Origin of the sequence: Streptomyces lunaelactis (assembly GCF_003054555.1) — a bacterium.
Taxonomy (GTDB): Bacteria; Actinomycetota; Actinomycetes; order Streptomycetales; family Streptomycetaceae; genus Streptomyces; species Streptomyces lunaelactis.
Map to the genome: position 1 here is coordinate 4,362,242 of NZ_CP026304.1, position 17,165 is coordinate 4,379,406.

Genomic DNA, 17,165 nt, shown 5'->3' on the forward strand with positions numbered 1-17,165 from the left:
GAGGGGGTCACCGTTGGACGACGCGACACTCGGCGATACGAGCGACCAGGACCTTCTGGCCCGCCATGTCGCGGGGGACCCGGATGCCTTCGGTGAGCTCGTACGGCGCCACCGCGACCGGCTGTGGGCCGTCGCCCTGCGAACCCTCGGCGATCGAGAGGAAGCAGCCGACGCGGTCCAGGACGCTCTCGTATCCGCCTTCCGAGCCGCTCATACCTTCCGGGGCCAGTCCGCCGTCACTACTTGGCTGCATCGCATCACGGTGAACGCCTGTCTCGACCGGGCCCGCAAGGCAGCCTCGCGCAAGACGTCCCCCGTCGACGACACAGAGCGCCTGGAACAGATCCTCGAGCCGCACGAGTCGGCCGAGGCCCCGGCCGAGCGTCAGGATCTCCACCGGGAACTGCTGGCAGCGCTGGCAAAGCTCCCCGTCGATCAGCGGGCCGCGCTCGTGCTGGTGGACATGCAGGGCTACCCCGTGGCGGAGGCCGCCCTCGTCCTCGATGTACCGGTCGGGACCGTCAAGAGCCGCTGTGCGCGCGGCCGGGCACGGCTGTTGCCCATGCTCACTCATCTGCGGAGCGATGCCGGGGATAGCACCGAGGTCAGCAAGGGAAGGAACCGGAAGCCGGGGACATCCGTCCCACCGGCGTCGAGACAAAGGGACGCAGGGCCGAATGACCCTGCAGCTGTGAAGGGCGGAGGTGGGCGCGCGTGACATCCACGACCGACACGACTCAGCATCCGGACGTCTCGGAAATCTCCGACCTCACCGAAGGTCTTCTCTCGCCTGACCGCACGGCCGAGGTGCGGCAGCATCTCGACGGCTGTCCCCTGTGCGCGGATGTACGTACGTCCCTCGAGGAGATTCGCGGACTGCTCGGCACCCTCCCCGGGGCACATCGGATGCCCGCCGATTTCGCCGGGCGGATCGATGCCGCTCTGGCCGCCGAGGCTCTTCTGGACGCCACCGCGCCTGAAGAGACCGCGCATGTTTCACGTGAAACAACGCCGGTCACTCAGCAGACGGAGGCCACACAGGCCGATCGGCCGGCGGGACGCCCGCGCGCCGCGACGGGTCCTGGCCGCAATCACCGGACACGGCGTCGCCGCGCAGTGGTCCTCGGCGCAGTCTTCAGCGCTGCCGCAGTCGGCATCAGTGTCCTGTTCCTCCAGAGCCCGCAGTCCACCGGGGGCGACGCCAGCGCAACGAAGGACAGCGCGAGCTCAGCTGAGGGCGGAACCCAGGACTTTTCGCAGTCCGGCATCGAGGGCCGCGTGCAGGCGCTCATCGCCCCCGCCCTTACCCAGCACCAGGACATAGAGAAGGAGACGTCCAGCGACAGCCGGAGCGCCCCCGTCTCCCCCAAGCGCATGCCGGGCGTCACGGTGCCGCCCTGTATCCAGAAGGGCACCGGCCGCACGGATACACCCATCGCCTTCGAGCGCGGACAGTACAAGGGCGACAGCGCCTATCTCGTCGTGCTCCCGCACTCCACGGACGGCGCGCAGGTACAGGCGTATGTGGTCGACGCGGCCTGCGTCGAGACTGCCCCCGCGTCCACGGGCAAACTGCTGCTGACAAACGCCTACCCCCGCGCCTGACACACCCCATTGCGCCGCTCGGACGTACCGGGAATGCAAGCCCCGTAGGATCCGTTGCGTGGGGTGAGAGTCATTGACCCGGCCCCCGTAGGCAGCAGGCAGTCCGCAGAGACGAGGAAGTAACCCGTGAGCGACGTCCGTAACGTGATCATCATCGGCTCCGGGCCCGCCGGCTACACGGCCGCGCTCTACACCGCGCGCGCATCGCTGCAGCCGCTGGTGTTCGAGGGTGCCGTCACCGCCGGCGGTGCGCTGATGACCACAACCGAGGTGGAGAACTTCCCCGGCTTCCGCGACGGCATCATGGGTCCTGACCTGATGGACAGCATGCGCGCCCAGGCGGAGCGCTTCGGTGCAGAGCTGGTTCCCGACGATGTCATCTCCGTCGACCTCACGGGCGAGATCAAGACCGTCACCGACACGGCGGGCACCGTCCACCGTGCCAGGGCCGTCATCGTCACCACCGGTTCGCAGCACCGCAAGCTCGGCCTGCCGAACGAGGACACTCTCTCCGGACGCGGCGTCTCCTGGTGCGCGACCTGTGACGGGTTCTTCTTCAAGGACCAGGACATCGCCGTGATCGGCGGCGGTGACACCGCGATGGAGGAGGCCACTTTCCTCTCTCGCTTCGCGAAGTCCGTCACCATCGTCCACCGCCGCGACAGCCTCCGCGCCTCCAAGGCCATGCAGGACCGCGCCTTCGCCGACCCGAAGATCTCCTTCGCCTGGGACAGCGAGGTCACCGAGATCCAGGGCGAGCAGAAGCTTTCCGGTCTGACTCTGCGCAACACCAAGACCGGAGAGACCTCGGCCCTCCCAGTGACGGGTCTGTTCATCGCCGTGGGCCACGACCCGCGCACCGAGCTCTTCAAGGGCCAGCTCGAGCTGGACGATGAGGGCTACCTGGTGGTCGAGGCGCCGTCGACGCGCACCAAGCTGACCGGTGTCTTCGGCGCGGGTGACGTCGTGGACCACACCTACCGACAGGCCATCACCGCAGCCGGGACCGGCTGTTCCGCCGCCCTCGACGCCGAGCGCTTTCTCGCTGCGCTCGCCGACGGCGAGAAGGCCGCCGAGCCGGAGAAGACCACCGCGGTCTGACCCCAGCACCACATCCCTCATACCCCGCAAAGAAGTAAGGAGGCCGCCGTGGCCGGCGCCCTGAAGAACGTGACTGACGACACCTTCGAAGAGGATGTCCTCAAGAGCGACAAGCCCGTGCTGGTGGACTTCTGGGCCGCTTGGTGCGGTCCCTGCCGCCAGATCGCGCCGTCCCTCGAGGCCATCGCCGCTGAGCACGGCGACAAGATCGAGATTGTGAAGCTCAACATCGACGAGAACCCGGCCACCGCAGCCAAGTACGGCGTCATGTCCATCCCGACGCTGAACGTCTACCTCAACGGTGAGGTCGCCAAGACGATCGTCGGTGCCAAGCCGAAGGCTGCGATTGTTCGCGACCTTGAGGGCTTCATCGGCGAGTAGTCATCGCGACGTTGTTTCACGTGAAACACGAATGGGCTCATCCCTGACGGGGGATGAGCCCATTTTCGCGTTCCCGCTCACAGCGGCCGCAGCACCGGCTCCTTCTGCACGGCACCCAGCAGCCGGTCCAGCGCCAACTCCACGTCTTCCTTCCAGGAGAGCGTCGTCCGCAGCTCCAGCCTCAGCCGGGGGTACGTCGGATGCGGACGCACTGTCTTGAAACCCACAGCCAGCAGATGGTCGGCGGGCAACACACAGGCCGGCTCCTTCCAGCGGGCATCGCCGAACGCCTCGATCGCCCGGAACCCGCGGCGCAGCAGATCCTTGGCGACCGTCTGCACGATGACCCGGCCGAGCCCCTGCCCCTGATAGCCCGGCATGATCCATGCGGTCATCAGCTGCACGGCGTCCGGTGACACAGGGCTCGTCGGGAAAGCCGTAGCGCGCGGCACATACGCCGGAGGCGCGTAGAGAACGAAGCCGACGGGCACCTCGTCGACGTAGACGACCCTGCCGCAGGAGCCCCATTCGAGCAGCACAGCGGAGATCCAGGCTTCCTTCTCCAGTTCGGGAGTTCCCGCCTTTACCGCGGCTTCGCCACGGACCGGATCAAGCTCCCAGAAGACACACGCACGACAGCGCTTGGGAAGGTCCGAAACGTTGTCCAGCGTGAGCGGTGCAAGCCGACGCCCCATGAAGGCTGTTCCTCGCTTCCCTCGCCTGCCGCGCTACGAGCGGCTGCCAGCGCGCTCCGTTCCCGGAGCAGGCTGCTGACGAAGCCGCCCACTGCCCCAAGGCCCAAGCCGACTGTGACCAGTTGGCTGCGGCTCACCGATTGCATGGCCCTCGCCCTCCCTCTGAGGTGGATCAAGGTGGATGCGCCATACCAGAACGCATCGTATCCACCCAGCCCCGGCACGGGTACCGTACGACGGCAAAGGGCGGACCGTGTTCCGTCAGCCAACGGACACGGCCCGCCCCTGGCGGCATCTCTGAAGACTCAGACCTCGTCGCCCTCTGCGGGCTCCTCGTCGAGTCCCTTCTCCAGGACCCGCCCCTCACCGGGAGCGAGGGTGCCGAGGATCCGCTCCAGATCGTCTATCGAAGCGAACTCGACGACGATCTTTCCCTTCTTCTGACCGAGGTCGACCTTCACTCTCGTCTCGAACCGGTCCGAGAGCCGGGAGGCCAGATCGGTGAGTGCCGGCGACAACCGGGCACCAGCTCGCGGACTCTTCGGCTTGGACGTGCTCTTGGGGCTCGAGTTGATCAGGGTCACGATCTCTTCGACCGCTCGCACCGAGAGCCCCTCGGCAACAATCTTGTGCGCCAGCCGGTCCTGCTCCTCGGAGTCCTCCACCGAGAGCAGCGCCCGGGCATGACCGGCCGACAGCACCCCGGCAGCGACCCTTCGCTGAACAGGAGGCGAGAGGCGCAGCAGCCGCAGCGTGTTGGACACCTGCGGACGCGAGCGCCCGATCCGGTCCGCCAGCTGGTCGTGCGTGCAGTTGAAGTCCTTGAGCAGCTGGTCGTAGGCGGCAGCCTCTTCCAGCGGGTTCAGCTGGGCGCGGTGCAAGTTCTCCAGCAGCGCGTCCAAGAGGAGCTTGTCGTCGTCCGTGTCCCGGACGATCGCGGGGATCCGCTCCAGACCGGCCTCACGGCAAGCCCGCCAGCGGCGCTCACCCATGATGAGCTCATACCGCTCGGGCCCCACCTGTCGCACGACGACGGGCTGGAGGAGCCCCACTTCCTTGATGGAAGTAACCAGTTCGGCGAGAGCGTCCTCATCGAACACCTCACGCGGCTGGCGCGGGTTGGGCGTGATGGCGTCGATCGGCAACTCGGCGAAGTGCGCACCGGCCGGCTCCGCGGGCTGCGGTACCGCCTCCGGCTCCGTCGCCGACGTGATCGCGTCCGGCGGAGAGGATGCGTTGGGCAGCATCGTCACCTTCGCCGCCGCCACACCGCGTTCCGCGGTCAGCACCGGAATCGCTCCCGGAGAGCTCCCAGCCCCGGCAGGGGGCACCGTCTGCTCCTGCGGAGCGGCAGGGATCAGCGCACCGAGCCCACGCCCCAATCCTCTACGTCGCTCACTCACTGGATCCCCTCCGACATGTTTTGCTGGCTGTTCTGGCTGCCCAGATGGGCATGCTGCGGGTCGTAGTGGATCCCCACCCCCCGCAGCGCGATCTCACGGGCCGCCTCGAGATACGACAGGGAACCACTGGAACCCGGATCGTAGGTCAGCACCGTCTGTCCGTAGCTCGGGGCCTCCGAGATACGGACCGACCGGGGAATGCTCGTCCGCAGCACCTCATTGCCGAAGTGACTGCGCACCTCGTCGGCCACCTGTGAAGCGAGCCGGGTCCTGCCGTCGTACATGGTGAGCAGGATCGTGGACACATGCAGGTCGGGGTTGAGATGACCGCGGACCAGGTCCACGTTCCGCAGCAACTGACCCAGGCCCTCCAGTGCGTAGTACTCACACTGGATGGGGATCAGCACCTCTGCACCGGCGACCAGCGCATTGACCGTCAGCAGACCGAGCGACGGCGGGCAGTCGATAAGGATGTAGTCCAGCGGCTGCTCGTAGGCCTGGATCGCTCGTTGCAGTCGGCTCTCCCGCGCCACCAGCGACACCAGCTCGATCTCCGCACCGGCGAGATCGATGGTGGCGGGGGCGCAGAAGAGACCTTCGACGTCCAGGACCGGCTGGACCACCTCGGAGAGCGGCCTGCTCTCCACCAGGACGTCATAGATCGAGGGGACTTCGGCATGGTGATCGATCCCCAGCGCCGTGGAGGCGTTGCCCTGTGGATCCAGGTCGACCACCAGAACGCGCGCGCCGTGCAGCGCGAGCGAGGCGGCGAGGTTGACCGTTGTAGTGGTCTTCCCCACGCCGCCCTTCTGGTTCGCGACAACCATGATGCGTGTCTGCTCGGGCCGGGGCAGACCCTCGCCGGCACGCCCCAGCGCCTCCACCGCCAGCTGGGCAGCACGGCCAATGGGGGTGTCGTCCATCGGGGGCGGTGTTTCACGTGAAACATCCTCCCCCGCCGACTCGGTACGGGGACCGGGGACCGGATCGGTCATCGGCCCCGCGATGTTGGCGTCAGACCGCAAGGCACTCTCCTCGACTTCAGGCTCGCAATGGACAGAGCCTGCCATGCTTTCGGGGTCGTGAACCAGCGAGGCCCGTGGTTCTGTGGAGGAATCCACCTCTGTGGACAATTTCGTAACCTGCTCGAGGGGCCTGCGACCCTTCATCGGGGCGGCCGCACGGCCGCGGCTGATGATTCCCTGCAGCAGTGAGCGACGTTTCACGTGAAACACGATGCACCGGCCGCAGGACTACGCCCACACGACACTCCGAAATGCGTACGTATGGCAGCTTGTATGGAGCATTGCTCATAGACAGTACAGACGGGCCGCGTGGCCCGGGGACGCCGGATCAGCGACGCCGGCGGGTACGGCTCGTGCGGGCGGCCTTGGCCCGCTTCGCCGCGAAGCGAACTCCGCCGGGGCTCTCCCCGACCTCCACACGCACCACGGTGGCCAGTGGATCGACCAGCCCCTCACCGACATGCAGCACGGAGGCATCCACAACGCCGAGCTTGCTCAGCGCGGCCCTGGCTCCCTGGATCTCCTCCTCGGCGGTGTCGCCCTTGAGCGCCAGCATCTCTCCGTAGGGGCGCAGCAGGGGGACCCCCCAGCCCGCCAGCCGGTCCAGCGGGGCCACGGCACGCGCCGTCACCACATGGACCGGCGGCAGAGTGCCGAGTACCTCCTCGGCCCGGCCCCGGACCACGGTCACGTGGTCCAGGCCCAGCAGCTCGACGACCTCCTGAAGGAAGTTCGTCCGGCGCAGCAGCGGTTCGAGGAGCGTGATCTTCAGATCCGGGCGTACCAGCGCGAGCGGAATGCCCGGCAGGCCTGCCCCCGAACCGACATCGCAGACCGTGACACCCTCGGGCACGACCTCGGAGAGCACCGCGCAGTTCAGCAGATGCCGCTCCCACAGCCGCGGCACCTCACGAGGCCCGATCAGGCCGCGCTTGACTCCCGTATCAGCGAGCAGCTCCGCGTACCGCACGGCCTCCGGAAAGAACTCTCCGAATACCGTCCGCGCCACTTCGGGCGCCTGGGGAAGCTCTGCTTCCTCCGTCACGGGAACCGTCCTTCCGTACCGCACTGTCGCGCTGTGGACTGGGTTGGCTGACTATCAGGCTGACAAAGATCGGCCCCGCCTGCGAACAGACGGGGCCGAGGGAACGATGGAACTCAGGCCGGGAGGACGACGACGAAGCGCTGCGGCTCCTCGCCCTCGGACTCACTGCGCAGACCCGCGGCCGCGACCGCATCATGCACGACCTTGCGCTCGAAGGGCGTCATCGGGTTCAGTTTCACCGGCTCACCGGTGCTCTTCACCTCGTCGGCGGCCTTGGCACCGAGCTCGGCGAGCTCCGTGCGCTTCTTGGCCCGGAAGCCCGCGATGTCCAGCATCAGCCGGCTGCGGTCCCCGGTCTCACGGTGCACCGCGAGGCGCGTCAGCTCCTGGAGAGCCTCCAGGACCTCACCGTCGCGGCCCACGAGCTTCTGCAGATCCCTGCTTCCTCCGTCGCCGACGATCGAGACCGCGGCCCGGTCGGCCTCGACGTCCATGTCGATATCACCGTCGAGATCGGCAATGTCGAGCAGACCCTCGAGGTAGTCGGCTGCGATCTCCCCTTCCTGCTCGAGGCGGGTCAGGGTGTCGCCACCCTCGGCGGCGGCGGAGATGGTGCCTTCCGTCACGGATGGACTCCTTCTTACTTCTTGGACGACGGGTGCTTGGGCCGCTGCTGGCCCTTGCGCTGACCCGACTTGGGCTGCTGGCGTGCGGAACCGCTGGCAGGCTTCGACTTGGCGTCTCCTCCAGAACCTCCGGCCTGGGAGGTGCCCCCAGCGGGCTCGTCCTTCTGCAGCGAGGGCTTCGACACGGAGTCGCCGTCCTCGGGGCTCTTGGCGGCGGCCTGCTGGGCACTGCCGGACTGACGCTTCGCCTTGGTCTGGCGCTTGGGCTGCTGCCGCTTCGGTGTGGCACCGCCCTCGGCCTCGGCAACAGCGACATCGCTCTTGACCACCGTGCCGTCCGGCTGGGCGGCAAGACCCGCCTTGGCAAGGCCTGTGATGAACCTACGCTCGTTCTCGTTGCGGTCCGGGCCCTTGGCGACGATCGCCTGGACGACGTTGCGCTTGCGCCGCGAACGCACCTCGCTGTGAACGGTGACGCCCTTGAGCAGCCGCTGGAGGTAGTGGTCCTGGGCCTTGCTGCCCGGCGTCGGGTTCTGGTTGATCACGAACATCTGCTGGCCCATGGTCCACACGTTGGTGGTCAGCCAGTAGACGAGGACACCGACGGGGAAGTTGATACCCATGACGGCGAAGATCACCGGGAAGATGTACATCAGCATCTTCTGCTGCTGCATGTACGGCGTCTTCACCGTGAGGTCGACGTTCTTCTGCATCAGCTGGCGCTGCGTGTAGAACTGCGACGCCGACATCATGACGATCATGATCGCGGTGACGATGCGCACATCGGTCAGGGAGGCGTTGAGCGCCTCGACCTTCTCCGGGCTGTCCGTGAACTTCGCGGCAAGGGGCGCACCAAAGATGTGAGCCTTCTGAGCGCTCTGCAGAAGCGACTCGTTGATCACACCGATGGTGTCGTTCGAGGCGATCTTCGAGAGCACGTGGTACAGAGCGAAGAAGAACGGCGACTGCGCGAGGATCGGAAGGCACGAGGAGAGCGGGTTGGTGCCCGTCTCCTTGTACAGCTTCATCATCTCTTCGGACTGACGCTGCTTGTCGTTCTTGTAGCGCTCCTGGATCGCCTTCATCTTGGGCTGGAGCGCCTGCATGTTCCGGGTCGACTTGATCTGCTTCACAAAGAGCGGGATCAGACAGATCCGGATAAGGATCACCAGCGACACGATGGACAGTCCCCAGGCCCAGCCCGTGTCGGGGCCGAAGATCGCCCCGTAGATCGAGTGGAACTGGACGATGACCCACGAAACAGGTGTGGTGATAAAGCTGAAGAGACCGGCAATCGTGTCCACTAATCAGGCTCCTTGAGCATTGGGCGAAGTCTCTGCGGCCGGGCTCGGGGGTTCGGGGGCCGACTCCCGGTGAGGCACATCAGCGGCGGAGTGCCCGCCCTTGCTGCCACGCAAGGCTTCGCGCAGCATTTCGTGCCAACGAGGGCGCTTGCGCGGGGGCACATGATCCACGCCGCCCGGCGACCACGGATTGCACCGCAGAATGCGCCAGGCGGTGAGAGCAGTGCCCTTCACCGCGCCATGTCGGTCGATGGCCGTAAATCCGTAGTGCGAACACGACGGGTAGTACCTGCAGACAGGCCCCAGCAACGGGCTGATCGTCCACTGGTACAGCTTGATCAGAGCCAGCAGCGGGTACTTCATCGCGCGCCCCCTCCCAGCAGCCGCTGAAGAGCAGCATCCAGGTCTCGGGCCAGCTGTTCATATTCGGCGTCGCCCGCACCGGGCAGCGCCCGTACGACCACCAGGCTACCGGGGGGCAGCTCGGCGAGCCGATCGCGTATCAGGTGGCGCAGTCTTCGCTTGACCTTGGTGCGTACGACCGCCCCGCCCACAGCCTTGCTCACGACGAAACCCGCACGCGTCGGGGGAGCGCTCTCCCCAGGCGCGTGCGGGTCCGTTGCACCGCTGCGTAGATGGACGACGAGAAGCGGGCGTCCGGCCCGGCGTCCCCGGCGTACCGCGGTCGCGAAGTCCTCGCGCCGCCTCAGCCGATTCTCGGTAGGCAGCACGTCATGACCTGTTAGTGATCAGGCGGACAGGCTCGCGCGACCCTTGCCACGGCGGTTCGCGAGAATCGCGCGGCCGGCACGGGTGCGCATCCGCAGGCGGAAGCCATGGGTCTTGGCGCGACGACGGTTGTTCGGCTGGAAGGTGCGCTTGCTCACTCGGGGGCTCCAGAAGTAATTCGTAGATGGCGGGACATCGCCTGGCTGTCACCGTGCGCCCACGAGTAGCTCGCGTTTACGCCCGAGTGCACCGCTTCACGATCACAGACCGTGATCTTTGCCCATCGGAGGCAGGCGGCAGCAGCCATCGACAACTCGACCTGGTTACGGTACGCGCGGCTGAGCCATCCGGTCAAACCAGCCCCGTGGCGGGGTCCACTGTGCACAGCCTGTGGACAACAACTTGAACCGCGCGGCTTCGCCTGACTACCGTGGCTGAACTCCAATTCCTTTCCTGCCTGTCTTCCCATCCCGTCCCGAGAACCACACATTCGTGGGACGGGACCTGTGAGAGAGCGTGCCTTGTGGCTGATGTACCTGCCGATCTTGCCGCAGTGTGGCCACGAGTGCTGGAGCAGCTCCTCGCGGAGGGCCAGCAGGGCATCGAGCCCAAGGACAAGCAGTGGATCGAGCGCTGCCAGCCACTCGCACTGGTGGCTGACACCGCTCTTCTCGCCGTCCCCAATGAATGGGGCAAGCGGGTCCTCGAAGGCCGGCTCGCCCCACTGATCAGCGAGACCCTCAGCCGTGAGTGCGGCCGCCCGATCCGGATCGCGATCACCGTCGACGACTCCGTGGGCGAGCCCCCGGCCCCGCAGGCACCCCCGTCGCAGCAGCAGCCGCAGGCGCCCCGTTATCAGGGCCCGCAGCACGATGAGCCGCGACAGAACGACCACTACGACGGGTACGGGCACCGGCCCGCCGACGACGGACTGCCGAACGTCCGCCCCGCCTACCCCGAGTACCAGCAGCACCAGCAGCAGCGACCGGAACCCGGCGCCTGGCCGCGCACCCAGGAGGACCTGTGGCAGCAGCCGCGGCTCGGCGGCTTCCAGGACCGCGACCCCTATGCCACCGCCCGGCCGCGCGAGCCCCAGCACGACTACCGGCAGCCGCAGCCGCCCGAGCGCCAGCAGTACGAGCAGCATCAGCAGCAGCGTCCGGAGCGGCACGGCCTCCCGGAGCACCAGCCCCGGCACCGCAGCGCCCCCGGAGGCGCCCCGGGACCGCTGGGCGCGCAGCCGTCGCCGGCATCCGGCCCCGGTGAGCCGCAAGCCCGCCTGAACCCCAAGTACCTCTTCGACACGTTCGTCATCGGCGCGTCCAACCGGTTCGCGCACGCGGCGGCGGTCGCGGTCGCCGAAGCACCGGCCAAGGCGTACAACCCCCTCTTCATCTATGGAGAGTCGGGCCTGGGCAAGACCCACCTGCTGCACGCCATCGGGCACTACGCGCGCAGCCTCTACCCCGGCACTCGGGTGCGGTATGTGAGCTCCGAGGAGTTCACCAACGAGTTCATCAACTCGATCCGCGACGGCAAGGGCGACACGTTCCGCAAGCGGTACCGCGATGTGGACATCCTGCTCGTCGACGACATCCAGTTCCTGGCGAGCAAGGAGTCGACGCAGGAGGAGTTCTTCCACACCTTCAATACGCTCCACAACGCCAACAAGCAGATCGTGCTGTCCTCGGACCGGCCGCCCAAGCAGCTGATGACCCTGGAGGACCGGCTGCGCAACCGCTTCGAGTGGGGGCTGACCACCGACGTACAGCCGCCGGAGCTGGAGACGCGGATCGCGATCCTCCGCAAGAAGGCGGTGCAGGAGCAGCTCAATGCCCCGCCGGAGGTGCTGGAGTTCATCGCCTCCCGGATCTCGCGCAATATCCGCGAACTGGAGGGCGCGCTGATCCGGGTGACGGCGTTCGCGTCGCTCAACCGGCAGCCGGTGGATCTCGGGCTCACCGAGATCGTGCTGAAGGACCTGATCCCGGGCGGGGAGGACTCGGCTCCCGAGATCACCGCGAGCGCCATCATGGCGGCGACCGCCGACTACTTCGGACTGACGGTGGAGGATCTCTGCGGATCCTCGCGCAGCCGGGTGCTGGTGACGGCGCGCCAGATCGCGATGTATCTGTGCCGGGAGCTCACCGACCTGTCGCTGCCGAAGATCGGCGCGCAGTTCGGCGGCCGCGACCACACGACCGTGATGCACGCGGACCGCAAGATCCGCGCGCTGATGGCCGAGCGGCGCTCCATCTACAACCAGGTCACCGAGCTCACCAACCGCATCAAGAACGGCTGAGGCGGCCGGCGAAGAGGCCTTCGAGGGCGCTCTGGGACGAAGTCCCGGGGCGCCCTTCGTCGTTCCGTACGTCTGCGGCGTTCGAATACGCGTCGGCCGGGTGCCGTTCTCCACAGATCTGGGGAGGATCTTCCGTCCACAGCCTGGGGACTGGAAAGTTGTCCAGATCGCGTCCACAGGCACGGCTGGTGGAACTTCATCGCACCAGGTCAACTGCTTGTGGATTTGTGGCCAACCGTTCTCCACAGACTGTGGACACGGAGATCGTCCACAGGGCGTGATCGGCGTTGTCCACCGGCGGCCCACAGGCGGAGCCGCGTTGCCCACAGCTTCTCCACACCCCTGTCCACTGTTCGGCAACGAAACACCAGGTCTCACCGTGTCGAGTGAAAGCCGTCACACCGACGTGGTCGGTTGGGCTGTGGGGAACGTGGGAAAAGCTGGGGACAGCACTGGGGAAAAGTCCCCTCGGGCTGTGCATCGGGTGTGCAGAACTTTCGGGCGTCCACAGAACGACCCGGTTTTCCACCGGCTCCACCCACAGGCCCGGTGGACAAAAAAACGGGTCTGACCTGCACAGATGACGTTATCCACCGTTTCCACAGGCCCTACTACTACTGCCCCCTAGAGTTACGGGGAAATTCGCTTCGAAGAAGGCCCTGTGTACAACTCGAGCCCGGAGCCCCCGACACCTCTTGCCACGACTTGACCCCGACCCGCACCGACTGTCGGTGCCGTACGTCAGACTGGTCCCCGGCGATACAGCCGACGACGAAGGCCAGCAGGGCGAGCCAGCAACAGCAGGAGGCGGTTCCGGTGAAGATCCGGGTGGAGCGCGATGTACTCGCGGAGGCGGTGGCCTGGGTGGCCCGCAGCCTCCCGGCCCGTCCGCCGGCGCCCGTACTCGCGGGCCTTCTTCTGAAGGCGGAGGACGGCGCCCTCAGCTTCTCGAGCTTCGACTACGAGGTCTCGGCCCGCGTCTCCGTGGAGGCGGAGGTCGACGAGGGCGGCACCGTTCTGGTCTCCGGCCGGCTCCTCGCCGACATCTGCCGCGCTCTCCCCAACCGCCCGGTGGAGATTTCCACAGACGGTGTACGAGCGACCGTGGTCTGCGGCTCCTCGCGATTCACACTCCACACCCTGCCTGTGGAGGAGTACCCGGCGCTGCCGCAGATGCCGACCGCGACCGGCACCGTGCCCGGTGAGGTCTTCGCCTCCGCCGCCGCGCAGGTCGCCATCGCCGCCGGCCGTGACGACACGCTCCCCGTCCTCACCGGCGTACGCATCGAGATCGAGGGCGACTCCGTCACCCTGGCCTCCACCGACCGCTACCGCTTCGCGGTCCGCGAGTTCCTGTGGAAGCCTGAGAACCCGGAGACTTCCGCGGTCGCCCTGGTGCCCGCCAAGACGCTCCTGGACACCGCCAAGGCGCTCACGAGCGGTGACACGGTCACCCTGGCGCTCTCCGGCTCGGGTGCGGGCGAGGGGCTGATCGGTTTCGAGGGTGCCGGGCGGCGGACGACGACCCGTCTGCTCGAGGGCGATCTGCCGAAGTACCGGACGCTGTTCCCCACCGAGTTCAACTCGGTCGCCGTCATCGAGACCGCGCCCTTCGTCGAGGCCGTCAAGCGTGTGGCCCTGGTCGCCGAGCGGAACACTCCGGTGCGCCTGAGCTTCGAGCAGGGCGTGCTGATCCTGGAGGCCGGTTCCAGCGACGACGCACAGGCTGTGGAGCGTGTGGACGCGAACCTCGACGGCGACGACATCTCGATCGCCTTCAACCCGACCTTCCTGCTCGACGGCCTGAGTGCCATCGACTCGCCGGTCGCCCAGCTGTCCTTCACCACCTCCACCAAGCCCGCGCTGCTGAGCGGCAAGCCGGCGGTGGATGCCGAGGCGGACGAGGCGTACAAGTACCTGATCATGCCCGTGCGGCTGTCCGGCTGAGACAGCGGACACGGCGTACAGGGCACGAACCGACCGTTCCTGACGGGCCTGCTCGGACGTGAGCAGGCCCGTCAGGCCGTGCGTACTGCCCGGGCGTAGGCTCGGAGCCGGGTACGAATCGGCATACAACGCTTAAGGAATCTGTGATGGAGCTCGGTCTCGTCGGCCTCGGCAAGATGGGCGGCAATATGCGCGAGCGCATCCGCCGCGCGGGCCACACCGTCATCGGCTACGACCGCGACCCGGACCTCGCCGATGTCCACAGCCTCGAAGAGCTTGTGGGCAAGCTGAAGGCCCCCCGGGTCGTGTGGGTGATGGTCCCGGCCGGCGCCGCGACCCAGTCCACCGTCGACGAGCTCGCCGCGCTGCTGGAGCCGGGCGATGTGGTGGTCGACGGCGGCAACTCCCGCTGGACGGACGACGAGAAGCACGCGGTGGAGCTGGGCATCAAGCGCATCGGCTTCGTCGACTGCGGTGTCTCCGGCGGCGTCTGGGGCCTTGAGAACGGCTACGCGCTGATGTACGGCGGCGAGGCCGAGCACGTCGCGAGGGTCCAGCCGATCTTCGAGGCGCTCAAGCCCGAGGGCGAGTTCGGCGCGGTCCACGCGGGCAAGGTCGGCGCCGGCCACTTCGCCAAGATGGTCCACAACGGCATCGAGTACGCCATGATGCAGGCCTACGCCGAGGGCTGGGAGCTCCTGGAGAAGGTCCACTCGGTCACCGACGTACGCGAGGTTTTCCGCTCCTGGCAGGAGGGCACGGTCATCCGTTCCTGGCTGCTCGACCTGGCGGTCAACGCGCTCGACGAAGACGAGCACCTGGAGAAGCTGCGCGGTTATGCACAGGATTCCGGCGAGGGCCGGTGGACTGTGGAAGCCGCCATCGACAACGCTGTGCCGCTGCCCGCGATCACCGCGTCGCTGTTCGCGCGGTTCGCGTCCCGGCAGGACGACTCCCCGCAGATGAAGATGATCGCGGCGCTGCGCAACCAGTTCGGCGGCCACGCGGTCGAGAACAAGAAGTAGCCCTGAGCCGGGGGAGGTCGGCGTACATCCATGCACGTCACGCATTTGTCGCTGGCCGACTTCCGCTCGTACGCCCGGGTCGAGGTCCCTCTCGACCCGGGCGTCACCGCGTTCGTGGGGGCGAACGGGCAGGGCAAGACCAACCTCGTCGAGGCGGTCGGCTATCTCGCGACGCTGGCCAGCCACCGGGTCTCGTCGGACGCTCCGCTGGTCCGGATGGGGGCGGACCGGGCGGTCATCCGGGCGGCCGTCACCCAGGGCGAGCGCTCCCAGCTGATCGAGCTGGAGCTCAATCCGGGGAAGGCGAACCGGGCTCGTATCAACAGGTCCTCGCAGGTCAGACCGCGTGATGTGCTCGGGATAGTGCGGACGGTGCTCTTCGCGCCGGAGGACCTGGCGCTGGTGAAGGGCGATCCGGGCGAGCGGCGCCGGTTCCTCGACGAGCTGATCACGGCGCGCTCGCCGCGGATGGCGGGCGTGCGGTCCGACTACGAGCGGGTGCTCAAGCAGCGCAACACCCTTCTGAAGTCGGCGGCGATGGCGCGACGGCACGGTGGGCGCGGGATGGATCTGTCCACGCTGGATGTGTGGGACCAGCATCTGGCGCGGGCGGGGGCGGAGCTGCTGGCGCAGCGGATCGATCTGATCGCGGCGCTGCAGCCGCTGACGGACAAGGCGTACGAGCAGTTGGCGCCGGGCGGCGGTCCGATCGCGCTGGAGTACCGTTCCTCCGCCGGTGGGGCGGGCGGTGTGCACGGTCGCGACGAGCTGTGCGAGCAGCTGATTGCCGCGCTTGCGGAGGTGCGCAAGCAGGAGATCGAGCGGGGTGTGACGCTGGTCGGGCCGCATCGCGACGATCTGGTGCTCAGGCTGGGGCAGCTGCCCGCGAAGGGGTACGCCAGCCATGGCGAGTCCTGGTCGTACGCGCTGTCGCTGCGGCTTGCCTCGTACGACCTGCTCCGGGCCGAGGGCAATGAGCCCGTGCTGGTCCTGGACGATGTCTTCGCGGAGCTGGACGCCCGGCGGCGGGAGCGGCTGGCGGAACTGGTGGCTCCGGGCGAGCAGGTGCTGGTGACGGCGGCGGTCGAGGACGATGTGCCGGGTGTGCTGGCGGGGGTGCGGTACGAGGTGGCCGAGGGCGAGGTGGCGCGCGTATGAGCGACGATTCCGGCCGTCAGGCCGGCGACCGGTCTCCGGGGGAGCTTGCAGGTCAGCCTGCGGAACAGCCGAAGGCGCCCGAGTCGTCGGGGGTCGATCTGGCGCGGGTCGCGCTGCGCGCGGCGAAGGAGCAGGCGAAGGCGCGGGGCGCGGCGGCCCAGCAGAAGAAGCAGGCCAGGCGGGGTGGCGGCCTACGGTCGGGTGCGCGGGCGGACGGGCGCGATCCGCTGCCGCTGGGTGCGGCGATCAACCGGCTGATCACCGAGCGGGGCTGGGAGACGCCGGCCGCGGTGGGCGGGGTGATGGGGCGCTGGCCGCAGATCGTGGGCGAGGACCTGGCGAACCACTGTGTGCCGCAGAAGTACGACGAGGATGAGCGCGTGCTGACGGTGCAGTGCGACTCGACGGCGTGGGCGACGCAGCTGCGGCTGCTGGCGCCGCGGCTGGTGGCGCGGCTGAACGAGGACCTGGGGCAGGGGACCGTAAAGTTGATCAAGGTGCTGGGGCCGGGGGGGCCGCCGCGGAGGTATGGGCCGTTGAGGGCTCCGGGGAGTGTGGGGCCGGGGGACACGTACGGGTGAGAGCGGGGGGTGTTTCTCCCCTCCCCCCTTCCCGAAACCGGGGGCCGCGCCCCGGACGCCCGGGCGCAGCCGCGTGTGATCTGGCTCGCGCCGCAGAGACCCACGGGTGCGACCCTGGCGCCGCGGCCCCATGTGATCTGGCTCGCGCCGACGAGCCCCCGCAAGGCGCCGTGACCCGCCCGTCGCCGTCGCCGTGCAGCGCCCGATCACCCGCACCCGCGCCCCCAGACCTCGCTCT

At 67.9% G+C, this 17,165-nt stretch carries 18 protein-coding genes; 9 read left to right on the forward strand and 9 right to left on the reverse strand.

Annotation, left to right across the window (positions count from 1 at the left end):
* Positions 1 to 13 precede the first annotated feature (13 nt).
* From sigM to trxA, 4 genes are all read left to right on the forward strand, one after another.
* Positions 14 to 718 carry an RNA polymerase sigma factor SigM gene (sigM, locus tag SLUN_RS19990; RefSeq protein ID WP_108150239.1) on the forward strand — a complete coding sequence of 235 codons (705 nt, stop codon included), beginning with the start codon at positions 14 to 16 and terminating at the stop codon, positions 716 to 718.
* Positions 715 to 1,605 carry an anti-sigma factor family protein gene (locus SLUN_RS19995; protein WP_108150240.1) on the forward strand — a complete coding sequence of 297 codons (891 nt, stop codon included), beginning with the start codon at positions 715 to 717 and terminating at the stop codon, positions 1,603 to 1,605. Before sigM ends, SLUN_RS19995 begins: the two co-directional genes overlap by 4 nt.
* A 126-nt stretch (positions 1,606 to 1,731) precedes the next feature.
* Positions 1,732 to 2,706: a thioredoxin-disulfide reductase gene (gene trxB, locus SLUN_RS20000; protein ID WP_108150241.1), complete on the forward strand. Its 975-nt coding sequence runs from the start codon at positions 1,732 to 1,734 to the stop codon at positions 2,704 to 2,706.
* 48 nt (positions 2,707 to 2,754) lie between these two features.
* Entirely contained in the window at positions 2,755 to 3,087 is a 333-nt protein-coding gene (gene trxA, locus SLUN_RS20005) for a thioredoxin (protein WP_108150242.1), read from the forward strand.
* 77 nt (positions 3,088 to 3,164) lie between these two features.
* On the opposite strand, the gene SLUN_RS20010 is transcribed toward trxA, so the two are convergent.
* The 9 genes from SLUN_RS20010 to rpmH all read right to left on the reverse strand — a co-directional run bounded on the left by SLUN_RS20010 (position 3,165) and on the right by rpmH (position 10,072).
* Positions 3,165 to 3,782, reverse strand: coding sequence for a GNAT family N-acetyltransferase (locus SLUN_RS20010; protein ID WP_108150243.1), 618 nt, complete (start codon positions 3,780 to 3,782; stop codon positions 3,165 to 3,167).
* Between the two features lie 305 nt (positions 3,783 to 4,087).
* Positions 4,088 to 5,185, reverse strand: coding sequence for a ParB/RepB/Spo0J family partition protein (locus SLUN_RS20015; protein WP_108150245.1), 1,098 nt, complete (start codon positions 5,183 to 5,185; stop codon positions 4,088 to 4,090).
* The gene (locus SLUN_RS20020; RefSeq protein WP_108150247.1) at positions 5,182 to 6,255 is read right to left on the reverse strand and encodes a ParA family protein; all 1,074 of its coding nucleotides are present in this window, start codon (positions 6,253 to 6,255) and stop codon (positions 5,182 to 5,184) included. The genes SLUN_RS20015 and SLUN_RS20020 overlap by 4 nt, the downstream gene beginning before the upstream one ends.
* A 283-nt stretch (positions 6,256 to 6,538) precedes the next feature.
* Complete coding sequence (gene rsmG, locus SLUN_RS20025; protein ID WP_108150249.1) at positions 6,539 to 7,255, reverse strand: 16S rRNA (guanine(527)-N(7))-methyltransferase RsmG; 717 nt, start codon at positions 7,253 to 7,255, stop codon at positions 6,539 to 6,541.
* A 113-nt stretch (positions 7,256 to 7,368) separates the two neighbouring features.
* Positions 7,369 to 7,881 (reverse strand): Jag family protein, encoded by a 513-nt coding sequence (locus SLUN_RS20030; RefSeq protein WP_108150251.1) that lies wholly within the window; start codon positions 7,879 to 7,881, stop codon positions 7,369 to 7,371.
* A 14-nt stretch (positions 7,882 to 7,895) separates the two neighbouring features.
* Positions 7,896 to 9,185: a membrane protein insertase YidC gene (gene yidC / locus SLUN_RS20035; protein ID WP_108150253.1), complete on the reverse strand. Its 1,290-nt coding sequence runs from the start codon at positions 9,183 to 9,185 to the stop codon at positions 7,896 to 7,898.
* 3 nt (positions 9,186 to 9,188) lie between these two features.
* On the reverse strand, positions 9,189 to 9,548 hold the full coding sequence (yidD, locus tag SLUN_RS20040) for a membrane protein insertion efficiency factor YidD (protein WP_108150255.1): 360 nt from the start codon (positions 9,546 to 9,548) through the stop codon (positions 9,189 to 9,191).
* Entirely contained in the window at positions 9,545 to 9,916 is a 372-nt protein-coding gene (gene rnpA, locus SLUN_RS20045) for a ribonuclease P protein component (protein ID WP_108150257.1), read from the reverse strand. Before rnpA ends, yidD begins: the two co-directional genes overlap by 4 nt.
* Positions 9,917 to 9,934: 18 nt before the next feature.
* Entirely contained in the window at positions 9,935 to 10,072 is a 138-nt protein-coding gene (gene rpmH, locus SLUN_RS20050) for a 50S ribosomal protein L34 (protein ID WP_006381191.1), read from the reverse strand.
* 365 nt (positions 10,073 to 10,437) lie between these two features.
* On the opposite strand from rpmH, the gene dnaA reads away from it, so the two are divergent.
* From dnaA to SLUN_RS20080, 5 genes are all read left to right on the forward strand, one after another.
* Entirely contained in the window at positions 10,438 to 12,216 is a 1,779-nt protein-coding gene (dnaA, locus tag SLUN_RS20055; RefSeq protein ID WP_108150259.1) for a chromosomal replication initiator protein DnaA, read from the forward strand.
* An 816-nt stretch (positions 12,217 to 13,032) separates the two neighbouring features.
* Positions 13,033 to 14,163, forward strand: a complete 1,131-nt coding sequence (dnaN, locus tag SLUN_RS20065; RefSeq protein WP_108150261.1) for a DNA polymerase III subunit beta — start codon at positions 13,033 to 13,035, stop codon at positions 14,161 to 14,163.
* A gap of 146 nt (positions 14,164 to 14,309) precedes the next feature.
* Entirely contained in the window at positions 14,310 to 15,188 is an 879-nt protein-coding gene (gene gnd / locus SLUN_RS20070; protein WP_108150262.1) for a phosphogluconate dehydrogenase (NAD(+)-dependent, decarboxylating), read from the forward strand.
* Positions 15,189 to 15,218: 30 nt separating this feature from the next.
* Entirely contained in the window at positions 15,219 to 16,346 is a 1,128-nt protein-coding gene (recF, locus tag SLUN_RS20075; RefSeq protein WP_108150264.1) for a DNA replication/repair protein RecF, read from the forward strand.
* Positions 16,343 to 16,927 carry a DciA family protein gene (locus tag SLUN_RS20080; protein ID WP_108150266.1) on the forward strand — a complete coding sequence of 195 codons (585 nt, stop codon included), beginning with the start codon at positions 16,343 to 16,345 and terminating at the stop codon, positions 16,925 to 16,927. Before recF ends, SLUN_RS20080 begins: the two co-directional genes overlap by 4 nt.
* Positions 16,928 to 17,165 lie beyond the last annotated feature (238 nt).